General features: G+C 46.5%; 18 protein-coding genes. 9 read left to right on the forward strand and 9 right to left on the reverse strand.

Translation table 11 applies throughout. From position 1 onward, the window contains the following. Positions 1-47: 47 nt before the first annotated feature. The 8 genes from ABCW47_RS00485 (at position 48) to ABCW47_RS00520 (ending at position 8,139) form a co-directional block, all read left to right on the forward strand. On the forward strand, positions 48-1,340 hold the full coding sequence (locus ABCW47_RS00485) for a [Fe-Fe] hydrogenase large subunit C-terminal domain-containing protein (protein ID WP_343207900.1): 1,293 nt from the start codon (positions 48-50) through the stop codon (positions 1,338-1,340). Positions 1,341-1,365: 25 nt separating this feature from the next. Continuing rightward, complete coding sequence (locus ABCW47_RS00490) at positions 1,366-1,701, forward strand: hypothetical protein (protein WP_343207901.1); 336 nt, start codon at positions 1,366-1,368, stop codon at positions 1,699-1,701. Further along, positions 1,694-2,413: a PHP domain-containing protein gene (locus ABCW47_RS00495; protein ID WP_343207902.1), complete on the forward strand. Its 720-nt coding sequence runs from the start codon at positions 1,694-1,696 to the stop codon at positions 2,411-2,413. Before ABCW47_RS00490 ends, ABCW47_RS00495 begins: the two co-directional genes overlap by 8 nt. A 181-nt stretch (positions 2,414-2,594) precedes the next feature. Continuing rightward, complete coding sequence (locus ABCW47_RS00500; RefSeq protein WP_343207903.1) at positions 2,595-3,038, forward strand: Lrp/AsnC family transcriptional regulator; 444 nt, start codon at positions 2,595-2,597, stop codon at positions 3,036-3,038. Positions 3,039-3,269: 231 nt separating this feature from the next. Then, positions 3,270-4,709: an NAD(P)/FAD-dependent oxidoreductase gene (locus ABCW47_RS00505; RefSeq protein WP_343207904.1), complete on the forward strand. Its 1,440-nt coding sequence runs from the start codon at positions 3,270-3,272 to the stop codon at positions 4,707-4,709. A gap of 48 nt (positions 4,710-4,757) precedes the next feature. Beyond that, on the forward strand, positions 4,758-6,029 hold the full coding sequence (locus ABCW47_RS00510) for an NAD(P)/FAD-dependent oxidoreductase (RefSeq protein WP_343207905.1): 1,272 nt from the start codon (positions 4,758-4,760) through the stop codon (positions 6,027-6,029). A gap of 3 nt (positions 6,030-6,032) precedes the next feature. Further along, positions 6,033-6,416 carry a DUF1667 domain-containing protein gene (locus ABCW47_RS00515; RefSeq protein WP_343207906.1) on the forward strand — a complete coding sequence of 128 codons (384 nt, stop codon included), beginning with the start codon at positions 6,033-6,035 and terminating at the stop codon, positions 6,414-6,416. A gap of 46 nt (positions 6,417-6,462) precedes the next feature. Further along, positions 6,463-8,139 carry a DUF6128 domain-containing protein gene (locus tag ABCW47_RS00520; RefSeq protein ID WP_343207907.1) on the forward strand — a complete coding sequence of 559 codons (1,677 nt, stop codon included), beginning with the start codon at positions 6,463-6,465 and terminating at the stop codon, positions 8,137-8,139. A gap of 289 nt (positions 8,140-8,428) precedes the next feature. Here ABCW47_RS00520 and ABCW47_RS00525 read toward each other — a convergent pair whose 3' ends face one another. Beyond that, positions 8,429-9,397, reverse strand: coding sequence for a permease prefix domain 1-containing protein (locus ABCW47_RS00525; protein ID WP_343207908.1), 969 nt, complete (start codon positions 9,395-9,397; stop codon positions 8,429-8,431). Then, positions 9,397-9,726, reverse strand: a complete 330-nt coding sequence (locus ABCW47_RS00530; protein WP_343207909.1) for a PadR family transcriptional regulator — start codon at positions 9,724-9,726, stop codon at positions 9,397-9,399. Before ABCW47_RS00530 ends, ABCW47_RS00525 begins: the two co-directional genes overlap by 1 nt. A gap of 242 nt (positions 9,727-9,968) precedes the next feature. On the opposite strand from ABCW47_RS00530, the gene ABCW47_RS00535 reads away from it, so the two are divergent. Continuing rightward, positions 9,969-10,676 (forward strand): CPBP family glutamic-type intramembrane protease, encoded by a 708-nt coding sequence (locus ABCW47_RS00535; RefSeq protein WP_343207910.1) that lies wholly within the window; start codon positions 9,969-9,971, stop codon positions 10,674-10,676. Positions 10,677-10,806: 130 nt separating this feature from the next. On the opposite strand, the gene ABCW47_RS00540 is transcribed toward ABCW47_RS00535, so the two are convergent. From ABCW47_RS00540 to ABCW47_RS00570, 7 genes are all read right to left on the reverse strand, one after another. After that, complete coding sequence (locus tag ABCW47_RS00540) at positions 10,807-12,384, reverse strand: putative ABC transporter permease subunit (protein WP_343207911.1); 1,578 nt, start codon at positions 12,382-12,384, stop codon at positions 10,807-10,809. Beyond that, a complete protein-coding gene (locus ABCW47_RS00545) occupies positions 12,374-13,090 on the reverse strand; it encodes an ABC transporter ATP-binding protein (protein WP_343207912.1) in 717 nt (238 codons plus the stop codon). Before ABCW47_RS00545 ends, ABCW47_RS00540 begins: the two co-directional genes overlap by 11 nt. A 109-nt stretch (positions 13,091-13,199) precedes the next feature. Beyond that, on the reverse strand, positions 13,200-13,937 hold the full coding sequence (locus ABCW47_RS00550; RefSeq protein WP_343207913.1) for an SdpI family protein: 738 nt from the start codon (positions 13,935-13,937) through the stop codon (positions 13,200-13,202). Further along, positions 13,921-14,217, reverse strand: coding sequence for an autorepressor SdpR family transcription factor (locus ABCW47_RS00555; RefSeq protein WP_343207914.1), 297 nt, complete (start codon positions 14,215-14,217; stop codon positions 13,921-13,923). The genes ABCW47_RS00550 and ABCW47_RS00555 overlap by 17 nt, the downstream gene beginning before the upstream one ends. Positions 14,218-14,353: 136 nt before the next feature. Beyond that, positions 14,354-14,986 (reverse strand): VanZ family protein, encoded by a 633-nt coding sequence (locus ABCW47_RS00560; protein WP_343207915.1) that lies wholly within the window; start codon positions 14,984-14,986, stop codon positions 14,354-14,356. 106 nt (positions 14,987-15,092) lie between these two features. After that, complete coding sequence (locus ABCW47_RS00565) at positions 15,093-16,007, reverse strand: AraC family transcriptional regulator (protein ID WP_343207916.1); 915 nt, start codon at positions 16,005-16,007, stop codon at positions 15,093-15,095. 275 nt (positions 16,008-16,282) lie between these two features. Continuing rightward, positions 16,283-16,795, reverse strand: a complete 513-nt coding sequence (locus ABCW47_RS00570) for a hypothetical protein (protein ID WP_343207917.1) — start codon at positions 16,793-16,795, stop codon at positions 16,283-16,285. Positions 16,796-16,981: the final 186 nt, after the last annotated feature.

Raw genomic sequence — 16,981 nt, forward strand, 5'->3', positions numbered from 1 at the left:
CTTCATTCTTTACTATTCATTAAAAAGTGGAAAGGGGGCTTCTTCGAATGGATAAGTTTTTTAATTCCGTGCGTCTGGATGAGAGCCTTTGTAAGGGTTGTATCAACTGCATTAAGCGCTGTCCTACCCAGGCGATCCGGGTGAGGAACGGCAAGGCAGTGATTACGAAGGAATTCTGCATTGACTGCGGGGAGTGCATTCGGATTTGTCCGCACCATGCGAAGCATGCGATTTATGATCCTCTCAGTATTATGGATCAGTTTGAATATACGGTAGCACTGCCAGCTCCTTCCCTTTATGGTCAGTTTAACAATCTGGAGGATGTGAATGTTGTTTTGTCCGGGTTAAAGGATATGGGGTTTGATGACGTATTTGAGGTGAGCGGGGCGGCGGAACTTGTTTCTGAGATGTCCAGGGATTATGTCCGCACCCATAAGGATCAGTGGCCTCTGATCAGCACGGCATGTCCTTCGATCGTGCGCTTGATCCGGGTACGCTTTCCTAATTTGATTGAGCATTTAATCCCTATCGAGGCGCCGATTGACCTGGCGGCTTCTCTGGCCCGCAAGAAGGCCGCGGAGGATACAGGACTTTCTCCGGACAAAATCGGGATTTTGTTTATTTCTCCCTGTCCGGCCAAGGTAACCCATACGAAGAGCCCGCTGGGCATTGACCACAGTGAGGTGGATGGGGTGCTGGCGATCAAGGATGTCTATCCGAAGCTTCTGCCCAGCATGAAAAAGGTAGCGGATAATGTGGAGGAACTGGCCATTGCCGGTAAAATAGGAATCGGCTGGGGAAGCAGCGGCGGAGAGGCCGGCGGTCTGCTGACCGACAGCTATCTGGCTGCGGACGGTATTGAGAATGTCATACGGGTGCTGGAAGATCTGGAAGATCAGAAATTCGCCAATCTGGAATTTATTGAACTGAATGCATGCAACGGCGGCTGCGTCGGCGGTGTGCTGACGGTGGAGAATCCTTACGTGGCTAAGGTGAAATTAAAACGGCTGAGAAAATATCTGCCGGTGGCCTGCAATTATATGGACGATGAGGATGGAATTAATGGTTTCTGGACCGACAAGATCCAGTATGAACCGGTATTTAAATTAGGGTCTAATATGAAAGAAAGCATTGAGAGAATGGCAGAGGTGGACCGGCTTTGCGCCAAATTCCCGGGGCTGGACTGCGGTTCCTGCGGGGCGCCCACATGCAGGGCTCTTGCTGAGGATATAGTCCGGGGAGTGGCCCATGAAAGAGACTGTATTCATATTCTGCGCGAGTATATACATAAGCTGTCCGAGGATATTTCTTTCCTGGATCACGATTACAAACCGGAATAGGGCTGCTAAGACAGAAGGAGAAGATATGACAGTAAATGAGCTGAAGGAAAAACAGATTTTTGAGACGGTGCAGGAAAAGGGAAATGAATCGGCGGAGATTACAAAACCATTTTGCTGTGACCTGCTCAGTGTGGCAATGAGTAAAGCACCTGCCGGATGTGCGTGGGTAACGATTATGGGAAATATAAATACCCTGGCGGTTGCCTCCTTGACGGAAGCGGCCTGTATCGTCCTTGCGGAAGGAGTACAAATGGATGAAGCTGCGGTGGAAAAGGCCGCGGCACAGGAGATTCCGGTATTTTGTACGGACAAACCGATCTTCGAGGCGGCGCTGGAAATAGAAAGGCTGCTGTATGGCTGAGCTGGCCTATGACCTGCACATGCATTCCTGCCTGTCACCCTGCGGAAGCGAGGATATGACTCCGGCAAATATAGCGGGAATGTCGGCTTTAAAGGGATTGGATGTTATTGCACTGACAGACCATAATACCTGCCGGAACTGCCCGGCCGTAATTGAAAATGCCAAACAGTACGATATACTGGTTATTCCGGGAATGGAATTAAATACGGTGGAGGAGGTTCATGTTGTCTGCCTTTTTCCTGAATTAAAGGCGGCTATGGAGTTCGATTCTTACGTATATGAACAGCTTCAGGCATTTCCCAATAACGAGGAGATTTTCGGCAGACAGGACATTTATAATGAAAAAGATGAACGGATCGGCACAGAACCGAATCTTCTGATTAATGCGACGAATATTGCCTTCGACGATGTCTATGATCTGGTACATTCCTATGACGGAATTATGATACCGGCCCACGTAGATAAGAATGCCAACAGCCTGCTTTCCAATCTAGGCTTTGTTCCTCCGGACAGCCGGTTTCGGTGTGTGGAAATAAAAGATGCCGGAAAAACGAAGGAAATACTCCTTAAGAACCCTTATCTTGGGAGCTGCTGTGTTGTCCACGATTCGGATGCCCATTACCTGGAGGATATCAGCGAGAGGGAGCATTTTCTGACAGCGGAAAAAGAGGGAAGGAGCATACTGAAAGCATTGATTCATCAAGTGGAGTGACCGTAAACTTTATAAAAATAAACTGTAATACTAAATTTAATAATATTTTAGCTTGCAGAATTTAAAAACTAATGTTATATTAATAGCCAGAAAATATAGTGCAATGGGGCACATGGTGAATAGGCCATGTGCCCTCTTTTTTATTTTAGCCGGGTTATGCCCGGGGATAGGAGAGATAAGTATGGATGATATTGACAGAAAATTAATTGGTTTGCTGCAGGATAACGCCAGATACTCTTTAAAACAGCTGGCAGAACAAGTCTTCTTATCTTCTCCGGCCGTTTCATCCAGAATTGAACGTCTGGAGCGGGCCGGCCTGATTGTGGGATATCAGGCTCAGGTTGATCCGCAGAAGCTGGGATATCCGATCACGGCGTTTATTAACCTGGAAATGACGCCGAAGCAGAAGGAAACATTTTATTCCTTTATCCGTTCCTGCCCTAATGTTCTGGAGTGCGATTGCGTGACGGGAATGTATTGCATGCTGATCAAGGTGGCATTTTCAAGTACCCAGGAGCTGGATGCATTTATCGGTCAGCTTCAGCATTTTGGAAGCACACAGACACAGATAGTATTTTCCACAGCCGTCCGCCCAAGAGGCATTCAGATAGGACAGTGCGGATAAGGCATCCTGAGGATATCTTTACGTGAATCGCGGTGTCATACGATCTGTAGAATACTGTAATCATGAAATAAATAATTTGTTACAGACCGTGTGTTTCTTGTTTCCTGAGGGCTGGTGTGATAAACTTCAGATTAGGGAAATCATGCGGATAGGAGGACTATCTAAACTTATGTCTGCATAAAGTTTTTGATAGTCCTTTTATTTGTATCTATGGGTAAAGGAGAGGGATTCATGTTTGATGTTTTGGTAATCGGTGCAGGGGTCATCGGATGTGCAATTGCCAGAGAATTGTCTGCCTATCAGCTTCATATTGGGGTGCTGGAGAAGGAAGAGGATGTCTGCTGCGGTACGTCCAAGGCAAACAGCGGAATTGTACATGGCGGATATGATGCTTTGCCCGGGTCTGATAAAGCTAGATTTAATATAGAGGGCAGCCGAATGATGGAACAGCTGGCAAAGGATCTGGATGTTCCCTATAGAAGAAACGGCTCCCTTGTTGTCTGCTTTCATGAAGAGGACAGAGGGAAACTGGAAGAATTGATGGAACAGGGAGTACAAAATGGCGTTGAGGATCTCCGGATTATCGAGCGTGAGGAAATCCGGAAGATGGAGCCAAATCTGTCGGAGACAATTGTGGCGGCGCTGTACGTCCCTTCCGGTGCTATTATCTGTCCCTTCGGCCTGACCATAGCACTGGGTGAAAATGCGGCGGAAAATGGTGCGGAATTTATGTTTCAGGAATCTGTGACAGGTATTGAGAAAAAAGAAGGTTATTTTGCGGTACATACAGCCACGGGCAGCTATAAGACCCGGACGGTTGTGAATGCAGCCGGAGTTTATGCCGACCAGATTCACAGCATGGTATGTGAAAACAGTTTTAGCATTGTGGCGCGCAAGGGCGAGTACTGCTTATTTGATAAGGTGACCGGAGGCTTTGTGGATCACACAATATTCCAGCTTCCCTCTGAGATGGGAAAGGGAGTGCTGGTGACCCCTACCGTTCACGGAAACCTGATGGTGGGGCCAAATGCCAACGATATGCCCGATAAAGAAGAAAATAATACAACGGCGAAAGGCCTGGAGGAAATATTGACAAAGGCTTCGCTGACGGCGGAACGGATTCCGGCGCGCAGTGTCATCACATCCTTTGCCGGTTTGCGTGCCCATAACCGTACCACGGAGGACTTTATTGTGGGTGAGGCGGAAGATGTTCCGGGATTTTTTGACGCAGCCGGAATCGAGTCGCCCGGTCTGTCGGCTTCACCGGCAATTGGTGTATATATAGCCGGCCTGGTAGCCGGTAAACTAAAGGCGGAGAAGAAAGAGAACTATAAGAAAACCAGAAAGGGAATTATCCCGTTTGCGGAGCTGAGCGAGGAAGAAAAAGCGGAAGCTATAAGAAGAAATCCGGCCTATGGAACGGTAATCTGCCGCTGTGAGACGGTCACTGAGGCGGAAATAGTTGATGCGATCAGAAGGCCTCTGGGCGCCAGATCCCTGGACGGAATCAAGCGCCGAACGAGAGCGGGGATGGGCAGATGCCAGAGCGGTTTCTGTATGCCTAAGGTGACGGAGATACTGAAAAGGGAGCTGGGATATGATTATGACAGAATAACCAAAAGCGGCCCGGGTTCCGAGATTTTATATCACAAAAATAAGCAGAACGACTGAGTGACAATTCCCGGATCAGCAGTCCGGAAGATTTGACGGGGGTTAGACATGATAAGACAGGATGTAGTAACGATCGGCGGAGGACCCGCCGGGCTGGCCGCAGCTATAGGGGCGAAGCAGGCCGGTGCGGAGAATGTTCTGATACTGGAAAGGGACTGCCGTCTGGGCGGAATACTGAATCAGTGCATCCACAATGGATTCGGACTCCATATGTTTAAAGAGGAACTGACCGGGCCGGAGTATGCGGAACGGTTTGTACGGCAGGCAGAAGAACTGAATATACCGTCTCTTTTAAATACCATGGTGCTTGACATTTCTCAGGGAGAGAACGGAGATAAAATAATTACTGCGGTGAACAGGGAGGGGCTGCTTACGATTCAGACGAAAGCAGCCGTGCTTTCTATGGGATGCAGAGAACGCCCCCGCGGGGCTTTGAATATTCCGGGATACCGGCCGGCGGGAATCTATTCTGCGGGAACGGCGCAGCATTTTGTTAATATAGATGGAATCATGCCCGGCAGGGAAGTGGTGATTCTGGGTTCCGGAGATATCGGCCTTATCATGGCGCGGAGGATGACGCTGGAGGGCGCCAAGGTAAAGGTAGTGGCGGAACTGATGCCCTACTCCGGAGGATTAAAGAGGAATATCGTTCAGTGTCTGGATGATTATGGAATTCCCCTGAAGCTGAGCCATACCGTGACGGCGATTCATGGGAAAAAACGTCTGGAGGGGGTGACCCTGGCCAGGGTAGATGAAAACAGAAAGCCGGTTCCCGGCACAGAAGAATATATTTCCTGCGACACGCTGCTGCTGTCGGTGGGACTGATACCGGAGAATGAATTATCTGCCGGAATGGGGGTGACCACGTCGCCGGTGACTTCCGGACCTGTGGTATCGGATAATCTGGAAACAAATATTTCCGGCGTTTTTGCCTGCGGAAATGTTCTTCATGTACATGATTTGGTGGATTATGTGACAGAGGAGGCTCTGCACGCGGGGAAATGCGCGGCTGACTATGCGGGCGGGAAGGTGCCGGGACAGGGAAGAGAAATAAAGCTGTGCCCGGAAGGGGGAGTCCGGTATACCGTGCCGGCTTTTATACGGCCTGATGAGATGGAAGAGAAGGTAACGGTGCGCTTCCGGGTGGGTAACGTCTATCAGAATCAGTATCTGTCTGTTTATTTTGACGACAGGAGAGTACTGCACCGCAGACGGCCGGTTATGGCGCCCGGCGAGATGGAAGAGGTTACCATCAAACGGAAGGACATTCTGGAAATGGATGGTCTGAACCAGATCCGCATCACAATTGAGGAGGCGTAGAGCATGGCAGTGAAAAATCTAACTTGTATTAATTGCCCTCTGGGCTGTGAGCTGGAAGTGGAACTGGATGACTCCGGCCAGGTAATCTCGGTCAGAGGCAATACCTGCAGGAGAGGAGAAGAGTACGCCAGAAAAGAGGTCAGCAATCCCACACGTATTGTTACTACCACGGTTCCGGTTATAAATGGGGACCTTACGGTGGTTTCAGTAAAAACACGGTCGGACATACCTAAAAATAAAATTTTTGACTGCATTGCGGCGATAAAAAATCTGTCGGTGGATGCCCCTGTCAGGTCCGGCGATGTTGTTTTAAAGGACATTGCGGGAACCGGTGTGGATTTGATTGCGACAAAGTCGGTGGAGAAAATCGAAAGCAGCAGGTCATAATATGAAGGATGGGAACATAGAATAATCAAAAACAGAGGTGATCTTTGTGGCTGATTACAGAAGAATGGTTTCCTATCTGTATTCTTACGAAAATGGTGCGAAGACAGAGAACATTGGATTTGTCAGAGTTGAAAGCAGAAATAATCAAAGCAAAATAACCGTGCACTGTAAAGTGACGGCAAATGATAAGAGTGCATTTCCGATTTACTTTATCTGCCCGGGCGAAAACGGCTATACATACGAAAAAGTCGGGATACTGCCGGTAGATAACGGAATCGGCGATGTACAGATTGTTACGGACAAGGATATCACAGCAAGAAGTGGTCTCCTTGTTTTTGTTTCCCTGCGGTATTTCCTGGGGACAATATGGCAGGAGACAGACATTACGTTTGATCACTTAGAAGAACTGGTCGAACCTGTACCGGTTCAGATGCCGGAAGACAGGGAAATGGAAAACAGAACAGAGGAGGAAGCCGGCGTAGCCGCTGCAGAAGTTATCTCTGCACAGATTCCGGAGCCGGCACAAGAGATCAGGACAGAAGAGATCATACAGCAGCCGGATGAACTGACTGAGGAGGAAGCACACACGGCAGAAGTAACAGAGGAGGATATTTCTGACGAGATAGTTTCGGAAGAAGTAACAACGGAGGAAATGCCTGTGGCTGAATCTCCTCAGGAAGAGCCGGGCGTACAGGAGAATACGGGCAGACCGGAACCAGAAGATCCCCCGGAGCATCTGGCGGATGTGGAGGAAACACAGATTTACAGCCAGATGACTGAGGCAGATGAACTGGAAGGTAGAATGTGGCAGGGAAGACCAGGCTGGCCGCCGATGGGACCAGGGCCGGGGAATCCGCCGCCACCGCCGGGACGGCCGCCGATGGGACCAGGACCAGGAATGCCTCCGCCACCGGGACGGCCGCCGATGGGACCAGGACCAGGAATGCCTCCGCCACCGGGACGGCCGCCGATGGGACCAGGACCAGGAATGCCTCCGCCACCGCCAGGACGGCCGCCGATGGGACCAGGACCGGGAATGCCTCCGCCACCGCCGGGACGGCCGCCGATGGGACCAGGACCGGGAATGCCTCCGCCACCGCCGGGACGGCCGCCGATGGGACCAGGACCGGGGAATCCGCCTCCAAGGCCGGGAAGACCGCCGATTGGGCCGGGATGGTGGGGAAATAACCGGAGACCCATGCGGCCGGGAAGACCCATGGGGCCTGCCAGATATACCAGCCCTGCAACTCCCTTCGAGCCGGAGTATGCACAGAAGATGGATGTGGAGAGGCCGGAACATGCCGAGAGGATTGAATTTGTGAAGCAGGACGCAGAGCCCGCAGCAGAGCAGATGGTGAGCCAGCAGGCAGGAGGAAGGCAGGAGTGCCCCTTTCGCTTCATGTTCGATGAATATCCTGCTGTTGCTCCTTTTGATGAGCAGCAGGGCCGGATAATCCGGATTGAACCTAAGGACATTGAAAAAATGCCGATTCAGCTCTGGGAGTATGCGAACAACAGCTTCTTGCTGCACGGATATTATGGATACCGTCATCTTATACTTCAGGAAAACCCTGATGGGACCTATTATATTGGAGTTCCCGGTGTTTATCATCCGCGTGAGGAATTTATGGCGAGAATGTTTGGCTTTTCCAACTTTGTTCCGATCAGCCAAAACCAGAGTGAAGGATTTGGATACTGGATGAGAAAAATTTTCCCGTGGTAATAAGACCATATTTTCAAGTACGCCTCGGCGTACTTGCTGCGAGCCGCACGTCATGCTTTGCATGACATAATACATCTGTGCGCTCTGCAATCCGCCGGAGGCTTTATCTTGGAAGGAGACTGGGCTCCCGCCAAGACGAATTTGTTATTTACTCACCACCTATAGAGGTGGGAGTCTTATCTTCTTCCATGATAAAAGGGCGCTGCTCCAGCCAGGAGCGGCGCCCTTTTCATACTCACGTAAAAGGAGAAAGTCAGCTAAGATTACCCGTTTTGTTCCAAAGAGGCAGCTATTCGGAGTCTCCCTTTACTGCGTGGACAATGCTGCTGAAAATGCCGAAGAGTATACCGGTGACAACAAAGATAATCCAGCCGCGTCCCCACCAGCCCCAGACAAAACCGCCGATGACATAGATGCCGGCCACGAGAGGCCATACAATCGAGGCTACCACGCTGATGATACGCTCGGATTCCTTATTTTTCTTCGAATACTCATTTATCTGCAGCAGGCGTTCATAGGCTTCTTTGCGCGTTCCGGTAAATATAAAGAGAAAAACGCAAATGGCTACAAGAACCAGGAGAATACATACACTGAACGCCGAAAACTCATTTAGAAAGACAGAAGAGATAAGCAGCGGAATCGGTGAAAAGATGCAGCCCAGAATAGCAACGATCAGAAGAACCGTAAAAGTGGGGCGAAAGCGGTCCAGAAGCTCCTGAACGTAAGCCCTGTCCTGATAACTGAGTGTAACACTGCCCTTTTCAATATATTTATATCGCTCTGACATGGCTCCCGAATAGATAAAGAGAGCAACACCAACGCCGACCAGCAGAAGCAGACAGCATACGCCCAGAACGGAAGAGGTACTTTCTGAAAATCCCGGCGTGATTTCTCCCATCATGGCCACAAATATCAACAGTGCCGGAGCCAGAATACAGCAGAATGTTCCGATTCCTACCAGAATCCCCGTCTGTTTCTTGGTGTCCAAATAGCCCACAACTTCATCATGAGAAATAGGAATCTCAGTCTCATCCTGTTTATCTTCCGGCTTCAGGTTGTAGGCCTGCATGATTTCGTCGATATTGCCAAATTCCGAGATCACAGTACCTATGGCTTCATTTTCAGATTTCCCCTGAGCCTTCAGCTCATTGTACTTATCCTCCATGTTGGATAGAATCTCTTCCTTAAGATCCTGCATCTCTTTTGTCTGCGGAAGCCGCATAAACATATTTTCCACATAAATTCGAATGGTTTCCATTAAAACTCCCCCTTAATAAATACACTGATTACTTCCTTCGTCAGTTTCCACTCATCACATTTTTCCTTATAATAGCCTCGGCCCGCATCAGTAATCCGATAATATGTTCTGCGCTTTCCGAACGTCTCATTTCCATAATAAGATTCAATATATCCATTTTTCTCCAACCGGTTAAAAGACGAATAAAGAGTAGTCTCTTTGATGATATATTTATCCCTGGAACGTTCTTTGATTTCTTTGGAAATTTCGTAGCCGTAGGAATCGCCCTCAGAAAGGATACAAAGGATGATGGTGTCATTATATCCACGAATCACATCGCTGCTGATCAAAATACCACCTCCATCTGTACGGATAAGCAACAGTTCCCGAATCCGTATCTACTTCATTTGATGTAGTACGTCTGTCGTGGTAGTTAGACTATAGCACGATTACTACGACAGGTCAAGTAGTTTATGAAAAAAAGAAAATAATGTGGTTATGAAGCACTTTGACAGCAAAATTGGGAGCATGTATAATAGGAAAACAGAGGGAGAAAGGCGAATAGAATGGAGAGCCGATGGTGGGGATAAAAATGAAGAATGTATGGAAAAGTGATGAGGGATATAGAAAAAATACAGAACAGTATTCGAAAAAAGACGGAGCAATGGCATTAATTCTATGGGGAATTATGCTGCTGGCATATTCTTTGTTAGCCTTTCTTGAGATGAAATTTAAAGCGGTTGGGGACCACATCCTGCTGACCGGATGTATATTTAATACAGCTTTAATTGGGATAGCAGTTATAGTTCTGAAATGGAATAAGCAAACGCTCAACAGTGTCGGGCTGGGCGGGGGAAAATGGAAGACAAGCTGTATCATGGGCGCCATTCTTGCTGTTATTGTGTTTATGATGAACTGCGGCCAATATCTGATTCAGGGAAAACGCTTAATCCCTGCAGGGGAAATAACGTCGCTGGCGGTTTATTATCTGCTGGTAGCTGTTTGCGAAGAATTGATTTTCAGAGGCTATATAGGGACAAGGATACAGGGGATAATTAAAATTAAATGGATTTCTGTCTGCGTGACAGGCGTACTGTTTGTCTTCATGCATTTTCCATATCGAATCATAGCTTATGGGATGTCGGTTCAGGCTATCTTCACGGATAATGCCGGCTGGCTGATCGATTTATTTGTGATTCATATTATATGGAATTTTATCTACAGGAAAACGAATTCTCTGTACGGAGCCATTATTCCGCACTGGGTTTCGAATCTGGCTTACAATATCATATTAAGATAAAAATCAGGGTGTCAAAGCTATGCTTTTGACACCCTGATCAGATTTTTCAAGTACGCCTCGGCGTACTTGCTGCGAGCCGCCGGAGCTTTATCTACTTCCATGATAGAATAATCGAAACGAATGCACGCCCTTAAGCAGGCAGTTCACAGCGGGACACAACTTTATATAAGATTATGGATAAAAGGAACAACAAAGCAGCGATACCGAAGGTTAAAAGGAGAACTCCGGAAGCTGTCATATAAAGTGCAGGCACCATACCGATTCCCGCGGCGCCGATGCTTGCGAATACCACAATCATGGTGGGTGCGCTTTGTTTCACAACCTGTGTTTCATTTGTCCAGTTGTAATTAACCAGCTTAATATTAAGCAGCATGCCGACAACACTCATAAAGCAGCTGAAAGCGGCCGGCATAAGAATGTAGGACAGCAGTTCAACCGGAGATGCCTGAAAAGCCAGGTAAAATAAAACGGCGCTTATTATAATAGCCGGAATATTTAAGAGGAGATTTAAGACAATCTTACTTTTATAAATAGTCTTCGGGGCAACCGGAGAGGATTTCAAAATCCATATCTGTCTGCCCTCCAGGGACAGGGAGGATGCGGTGGAACAGCACATACCGCAGCAAAAGCACATGAGAAACGGAACCATGCGGGTTAATATGTCGGAACCGCCCGGAATCTCCATAAACTGTTCAATTACCTTCTGCCCGAAAAAGAGGGAGGCCACCGCGGCCAGCAAAAGCAGAAGCGGTCCGATTGCGGTATTCATAACGTAAATAGAAGAGGAAAAATACCGCTTCCTCTCTTTGCGGAATAACGCCTGGAACTGGGAGGAGGTTTTTAACTCCGTCAGCCGGTAGTTTTTCCTGGTATGGTGGGAGGAAAGCAGACTGCAGATCGATTTAAACTTCCAGCCGATTACGATACAGCAGACAATTAAAATACCGACAGAACACAGCAGGAATAATGCGAAGAATATAAAATTCCCTCCCTGGATACCAGATACATATAATCTGGTCAGCGGATAAAAATGGTTGAGCTGCGCCATAAACGCCTGGCTGATATCCGCGATAAAATTCATATTGTAGAGACTGCCATTCATGGAAAATACCATAATCAGGACGACAAGAGCCATGGAAAGCACGATGGTTACCAGATTTTTAAAACGGAACCTGGATGCTATAAATGCAATCACAGCGCCGATCAGCATGGCCAGTACAATGGGGATCATGGGGATAAACAACAGGGAAATCAGAAAATAAATATAAAATACCGGACCAGGGCTTTGGAAGTAAATATACATCACCAGCGCCGGAATCATAACCATCAGGGAAGCTCCCAGATCCAGAATATAGAGAGGAACAATCCGGCTGGCCACAACTGTGCTGGTTTTTACCGGAAAGGACATGACAATGTCATAATCTCTGCTGTTAAAGATCGTTCCGTTCGCTTTGTAGGTGGTGGTAAAAAAGATGACAAAGCTGGTCAATGCGAAGCACATGGGTAAAATCAGATCTCCAAGGCCCATTACTCCCAGAGAATAGCAGTAGGCGCCCACATAAAATATCATCATCAGGCCTACCAGTACAAAGGCAAACCCCATAAAGACTGACTTGGCTCCTGCTTTTTGCTTGGAGTGGAGCGCCTTGTTGATGCCAAACAGCCTCAGCAGTTCTATTTTAAAGAGGCTTTTTCCGCTAATCCTCATGGCCGATCACCTCCATAAATACATCCTCCAGACTCTGATTGCCTCTCAGCTCTTCCATATCTCCGTCGGCCACGAGACGGCCATCCTTGATAATCGCTATTTTATTGCAAAGCTTTTCTGCCACATCCAGCACGTGTGTGGAAAAGAAAATGGCGCTGCCTTCTTTGCACATCTCATGCATCATATTTTTCAGCAGAATCGTTGCTTTTGGGTCCAGGCCTACGAAAGGCTCATCCAGAACAAGGAGCTTTGGCTTATGAATCAGGGCAGATATGATTGCCAGTTTCTGTTTCATACCGTGTGAGTAGGAAGAGATCAGGTCTCCCAGAGCAGGAGTAAGTTCAAAGGTATCGCCGTACTCCCGGACCCGGCTCTCCAGATCTGTTTTGGAGACTCCATAGATGTCTCCCACGAAAGTCAAGTATTGAATGCCCGTCAGATGATCATACAGGTCCGGATTATCGGGAATGTAGGCCATGATCTGTTTACAGGCCAGAGGTTCTTTCTGAATGGACTTCCCGTCAATAAGTATAGTTCCTTCATCGAAATCCATCACACCCACAACCCCTTTAATTGTGGTTGTCTTGCCGGCTCCGTTATGACCAATGAAACCGTAGATGTCCCCGGGCATGACGTGGAGGCTCAAATCCTCCACCGCCTTTTTGCCCCCTTTATATGTCTTTGAAAAATGCTCAATACGCAGCATAACGAATCCTCCTTGTTTTGAAGTAATAATGAAAAATGAATAGTGAAGAACGAAAAAGGAATAAGTAATAGTAAGGAATAAGTAATAGTGAAGAATGAATGACGATATGCTATTCTTCTTTCGCTTCTTTTTTTACTTTAAGGTGTAACCGATAGGAATATATGATAATAAAAACCAGTGTGATTGCCTGCATGACACAGATAATCCGAAATGCTATGGTGCTTATGAACATACAGGTAGCCAGCAGATCCGCGATACCCGTTAGCACAAATAAGATTCCTCCGATCCGATGGGTCTTGATCCAGACGATATCGTTTGATACGATCCAGGGCAGGCGGATTCCCACATAGCGGTTGCGCCGCAGTTTGGGAAAGATATTTCCAAGCCCGATAAACAGTATTCCCAGGATAAGATTCATGGTCAGCAATGTGTTTGATCCAGAGCCGGACGAGGCTCCCGCGCTGACCCGGAAGGCTCTGTATATCCAATCGTACTCTATGACGTGAAAGGTCAGTATGGACAGAGCGTTTACGATTAATATTACTTTCGTATTACCCTCTTCTTTTTTTTCTTCTACTCTGAGCAGCCACATGAGAAATACACCAAATCCCACGGTAAATAACGGCAGCATCCAGAGCTCGCTGCGGCTTCCGTAGCGGTCTATCATCCCGGCAGCATTCATATGTGCGGGGATTTGTTCCGGCAGCCGGTGATAAACCAGGGCAAGGACGATGACAGGCATTATCATGAACAGCCACATCAGGGATTTCATAAATTCATAATGCCTGGGCAGGGAGGCAGTTTTATTTTCCCTTGTATCAGAGACTGCCTCATTTGGAAGATTCATCTGCCGTCACCGCCTTTCTGCTTCCCTGTAATTTTGACAGCCAGAGTATGGCTTCATCCAGGACAGAAGCATTCAGATCATAAAGGATATAGTTACCCTTTCGGCGTTCCCTTATCAAATCTGCCCTTTTAAGCTGGGACAGATGATAGGATATGGTAGCGCCGGTCATATCAAAATGACTGCCGATTTCGCCTGCAGACATTGACCGGATTTTCAGCAGATCCAGAATTTCTCTGCGGGCCGGGTCAGACAGAGCCTTAAATGTTTCCTGAAAGCCCATGCAAGATCAGATCCTTTCCTTTATAAGTATTTAGATAAATTTCTAAATACAATATAAACGCAGACCATAGAAAAAGCAATAGGTATTTAGAAAGATATCTAAATACCTATTGCCAAAAATGTAAATAACTTGAAATCTAAAAAAAGGAGCGCTGATAAAAGCCAATTAATAAGATGGCGGCGAACGGCAAAACAATGTAAAACAAAGGTTCCAGCTTTAAAATTCCTGTTCCTTTCTGATCATCCGAACCGGTGAATTGTGCTAAAAGGCCCGGGCAGATCAGACGGAGGGAGGCGAAGAGCAGATATCCAAGAAGTACACCTGCACTGTTGGCGAAAAAATCATCAATATCGGTGACGCGGATGAGAAACATCTGCCATATTTCAATTGCAGCGGAGACGAAAGCGCCCAGAATCAGCGTCTTATAAAATTTACGGCAGCTTTGCCAGAACAAGGGAAGCAGAAAGCCCAGCGGGATAAAGAGCACGATATTGGCGATAAACCCTCCGTTGGTAATATCCGTAAAAGGAACCAGGTTAATGGGACCCTGAATATAAGGGGTAAAACCGCTCAGCGGTGAGATACCGGTCGCATTAAATACTGCGATTGCGGTTGCAGAGTAAACAAGAATTCCAATCTCGTGCAGAGGATGAAACCCATGACGTCTGGCCTTTCCGGCGATTAGAAACAATATTTGAAATATCAGGACCACAGGCAGAATCCTCATACAGTAATTGCCGAAGCCGTCCAGATAGGATAATAAAAACATAATCATTCCTCCAGTAATCTTTTCTTACTTTCAGTATAGAGACTATGTCCGGAAAGATCATTGAGAAATAATGAAAGAATATTATGTTATTATTAAGGAAATTTGATTAAGGTATGAGCAAAACCCATATCTCCATGCTTGCAGGGTCAGCGGTTACGCCGGTATACTTTTCCGCAGAAAAGGGCTGAATTTGAAGATGATGCCCCGGAAGCCATGTTTCAAGAAGATACTTTAATGCCTTATCAATCGCAGAAGTCCGAAGTTGTGCGAAGCTTTCAGCTTCAAATCGGCATACGGCATACTCTCCGGCAGGTAATTCCCAAACAGTTAATCCATTTGGAACAGGCGCGCTGCTGTTTGCAGCGGCAGCCGCACCTGCAAAGTAAATAAATGTACCGTCGTTTTCGTTGCTCATCATAGACGTACCTAATTCTACGCCGTTTGGCAAAAAACAGGCAAGACTGTTCTTTTGCATGTGAAAATCATCCCAAATCTGTCCCGGCCCGCTTATTCCGGTCGATTCACCAAAGCTAGCCTGCTCAACGGAAACTTTGCTGGAAATCCCGATGTATGTTTCCGGCATATCAAGCGTTCGTCGGGTAATCTCTATAACAATGTCGTCCGTTATGAGCGGAACATTTTCGTCAATCATGGTATAGCCGAGCAATAGATCAGGCTTCATAATCTGATTCAGATGAACAGGATTATTCCGGTATTCCTCCGGCGTTATACCGAACGCCCGCTTGAACGATTTTGTGAAATGCTCGTGGCTGTTAAACCCATATTCGAGGGCAATGTCCAGTATGCGCTTGCTCTTATCTTTAAGTGTTTCACACGCCCTTGCCAACCTGCGCATTTTGATATACGAATTTACCGGGCGTTTCACAAGGCGGGCAAACAACCGTTGAAAGTAAAAGGGAGAAAGGGCTGCAACCTTTGACAGCTCTTCGGGCGAATGGTCTTGCGCCAGATTCTCCTCGATGTAATCCAAAACCTTTTGTATAGCTTCCCATGCATACATAATACAACCTCCAATTTTTATTATGTATTAACTATACACGATAGAAAAAATGCCTGCTTGTTCATCAATGCCCTGTTCAGGTCGTTTTTCACATCAGTATGTAATTGCCGATATATAATCAAAAAGGAATATCATTCTATAGTTTTTCCTGCCATTTGCATAAAAGCAGGCGGTCTTTTTATGTTAAGGAAACCCCGACTTAACAGAACGATCACAAAAAGGATGTTGAAACATAATTTATGCATGTTTCAACATCCTTTCGAATAATTTGATAGCTAATCCTGGTCTTTACAAAATATAATGGCGAATTGATAGTAGACTAACGGTATCATAATGCCTGCTAAGAGGTTAGTAAACCTGGTTACAACTTGCTCAAATGTATCTACTACGCCATTAATAACGAAAATAGACAGTATACCAGGTAGCGCACTAATACCAGGCGTTAAAAGACCAGACCAGCCAAACTTTATTTTAACTAACACGATATTACCTACGATCAGCCCTAGGACGAAATGTGTAACTGCATAGGCTATATCATAAATAGAAAACAATTTTATAATTGAAAGAACAGTAATAAATAAAAGAATAACAAGTAATATACTTAATAGTTCTAAAACTAACCTTTGATTAAAATCAAAAAATAAGTATTTAACTTGATTACCATTATAATGATAAGGACGCCCAAAACCAGTAGCAGTTTCTACAACGAGGCGCTTTCTATACCAAAAAGAAACCAAAAGTGATATAGCAATAAAAATTGAAACCGGAAGATATATCCTCTTTTTCATATGGACCTCCTTACCTTCAGGATGATTAATTTATGATGATAGGACTTTGCGATACTTTTTGACCAATTACCTCGGCTTCATCTGGATCAGCACTTATGGATAAACCGGCGGTACCAGTAATGTCAATGCTGGCATATATAGAGATATTAAGTCTAGTATGAATATATGCACCATGCAATGATACCT

It is taken from the genome of Anaerolentibacter hominis (genome assembly GCF_032380675.1).
Classification (GTDB): Bacteria; Bacillota; Clostridia; order Lachnospirales; family Lachnospiraceae; genus Anaerolentibacter; species Anaerolentibacter hominis.

Bases quoted from the DNA above. Each gene is read 5' to 3' on its own strand.
- ABCW47_RS00485 (WP_343207900.1), top strand. From the start codon at position 48: ATGGATAAGTTTTTTAATTCCGTGCGTCTGGATGAGAGCCTTTGTAAG.
- ABCW47_RS00540 (WP_343207911.1), bottom strand. From the start codon at position 12,384: ATGAGGATTAGCGGAAAAAGCCTCTTTAAAATAGAACTGCTGAGGCTG.
- ABCW47_RS00490 (WP_343207901.1), top strand. From the start codon at position 1,366: ATGACAGTAAATGAGCTGAAGGAAAAACAGATTTTTGAGACGGTGCAG.
- ABCW47_RS00550 (WP_343207913.1), bottom strand. From the start codon at position 13,937: ATGAATCTTCCAAATGAGGCAGTCTCTGATACAAGGGAAAATAAAACT.
- ABCW47_RS00515 (WP_343207906.1), top strand. From the start codon at position 6,033: ATGGCAGTGAAAAATCTAACTTGTATTAATTGCCCTCTGGGCTGTGAG.
- ABCW47_RS00505 (WP_343207904.1), top strand. From the start codon at position 3,270: ATGTTTGATGTTTTGGTAATCGGTGCAGGGGTCATCGGATGTGCAATT.
- ABCW47_RS00525 (WP_343207908.1), bottom strand. From the start codon at position 9,397: ATGGAAACCATTCGAATTTATGTGGAAAATATGTTTATGCGGCTTCCG.
- ABCW47_RS00570 (WP_343207917.1), bottom strand. From the start codon at position 16,795: ATGAAAAAGAGGATATATCTTCCGGTTTCAATTTTTATTGCTATATCA.
- ABCW47_RS00555 (WP_343207914.1), bottom strand. From the start codon at position 14,217: ATGGGCTTTCAGGAAACATTTAAGGCTCTGTCTGACCCGGCCCGCAGA.
- ABCW47_RS00535 (WP_343207910.1), top strand. From the start codon at position 9,969: ATGAAGAATGTATGGAAAAGTGATGAGGGATATAGAAAAAATACAGAA.
- ABCW47_RS00500 (WP_343207903.1), top strand. From the start codon at position 2,595: ATGGATGATATTGACAGAAAATTAATTGGTTTGCTGCAGGATAACGCC.
- ABCW47_RS00545 (WP_343207912.1), bottom strand. From the start codon at position 13,090: ATGCTGCGTATTGAGCATTTTTCAAAGACATATAAAGGGGGCAAAAAG.
- ABCW47_RS00510 (WP_343207905.1), top strand. From the start codon at position 4,758: ATGATAAGACAGGATGTAGTAACGATCGGCGGAGGACCCGCCGGGCTG.
- ABCW47_RS00560 (WP_343207915.1), bottom strand. From the start codon at position 14,986: ATGTTTTTATTATCCTATCTGGACGGCTTCGGCAATTACTGTATGAGG.
- ABCW47_RS00565 (WP_343207916.1), bottom strand. From the start codon at position 16,007: ATGTATGCATGGGAAGCTATACAAAAGGTTTTGGATTACATCGAGGAG.
- ABCW47_RS00495 (WP_343207902.1), top strand. From the start codon at position 1,694: ATGGCTGAGCTGGCCTATGACCTGCACATGCATTCCTGCCTGTCACCC.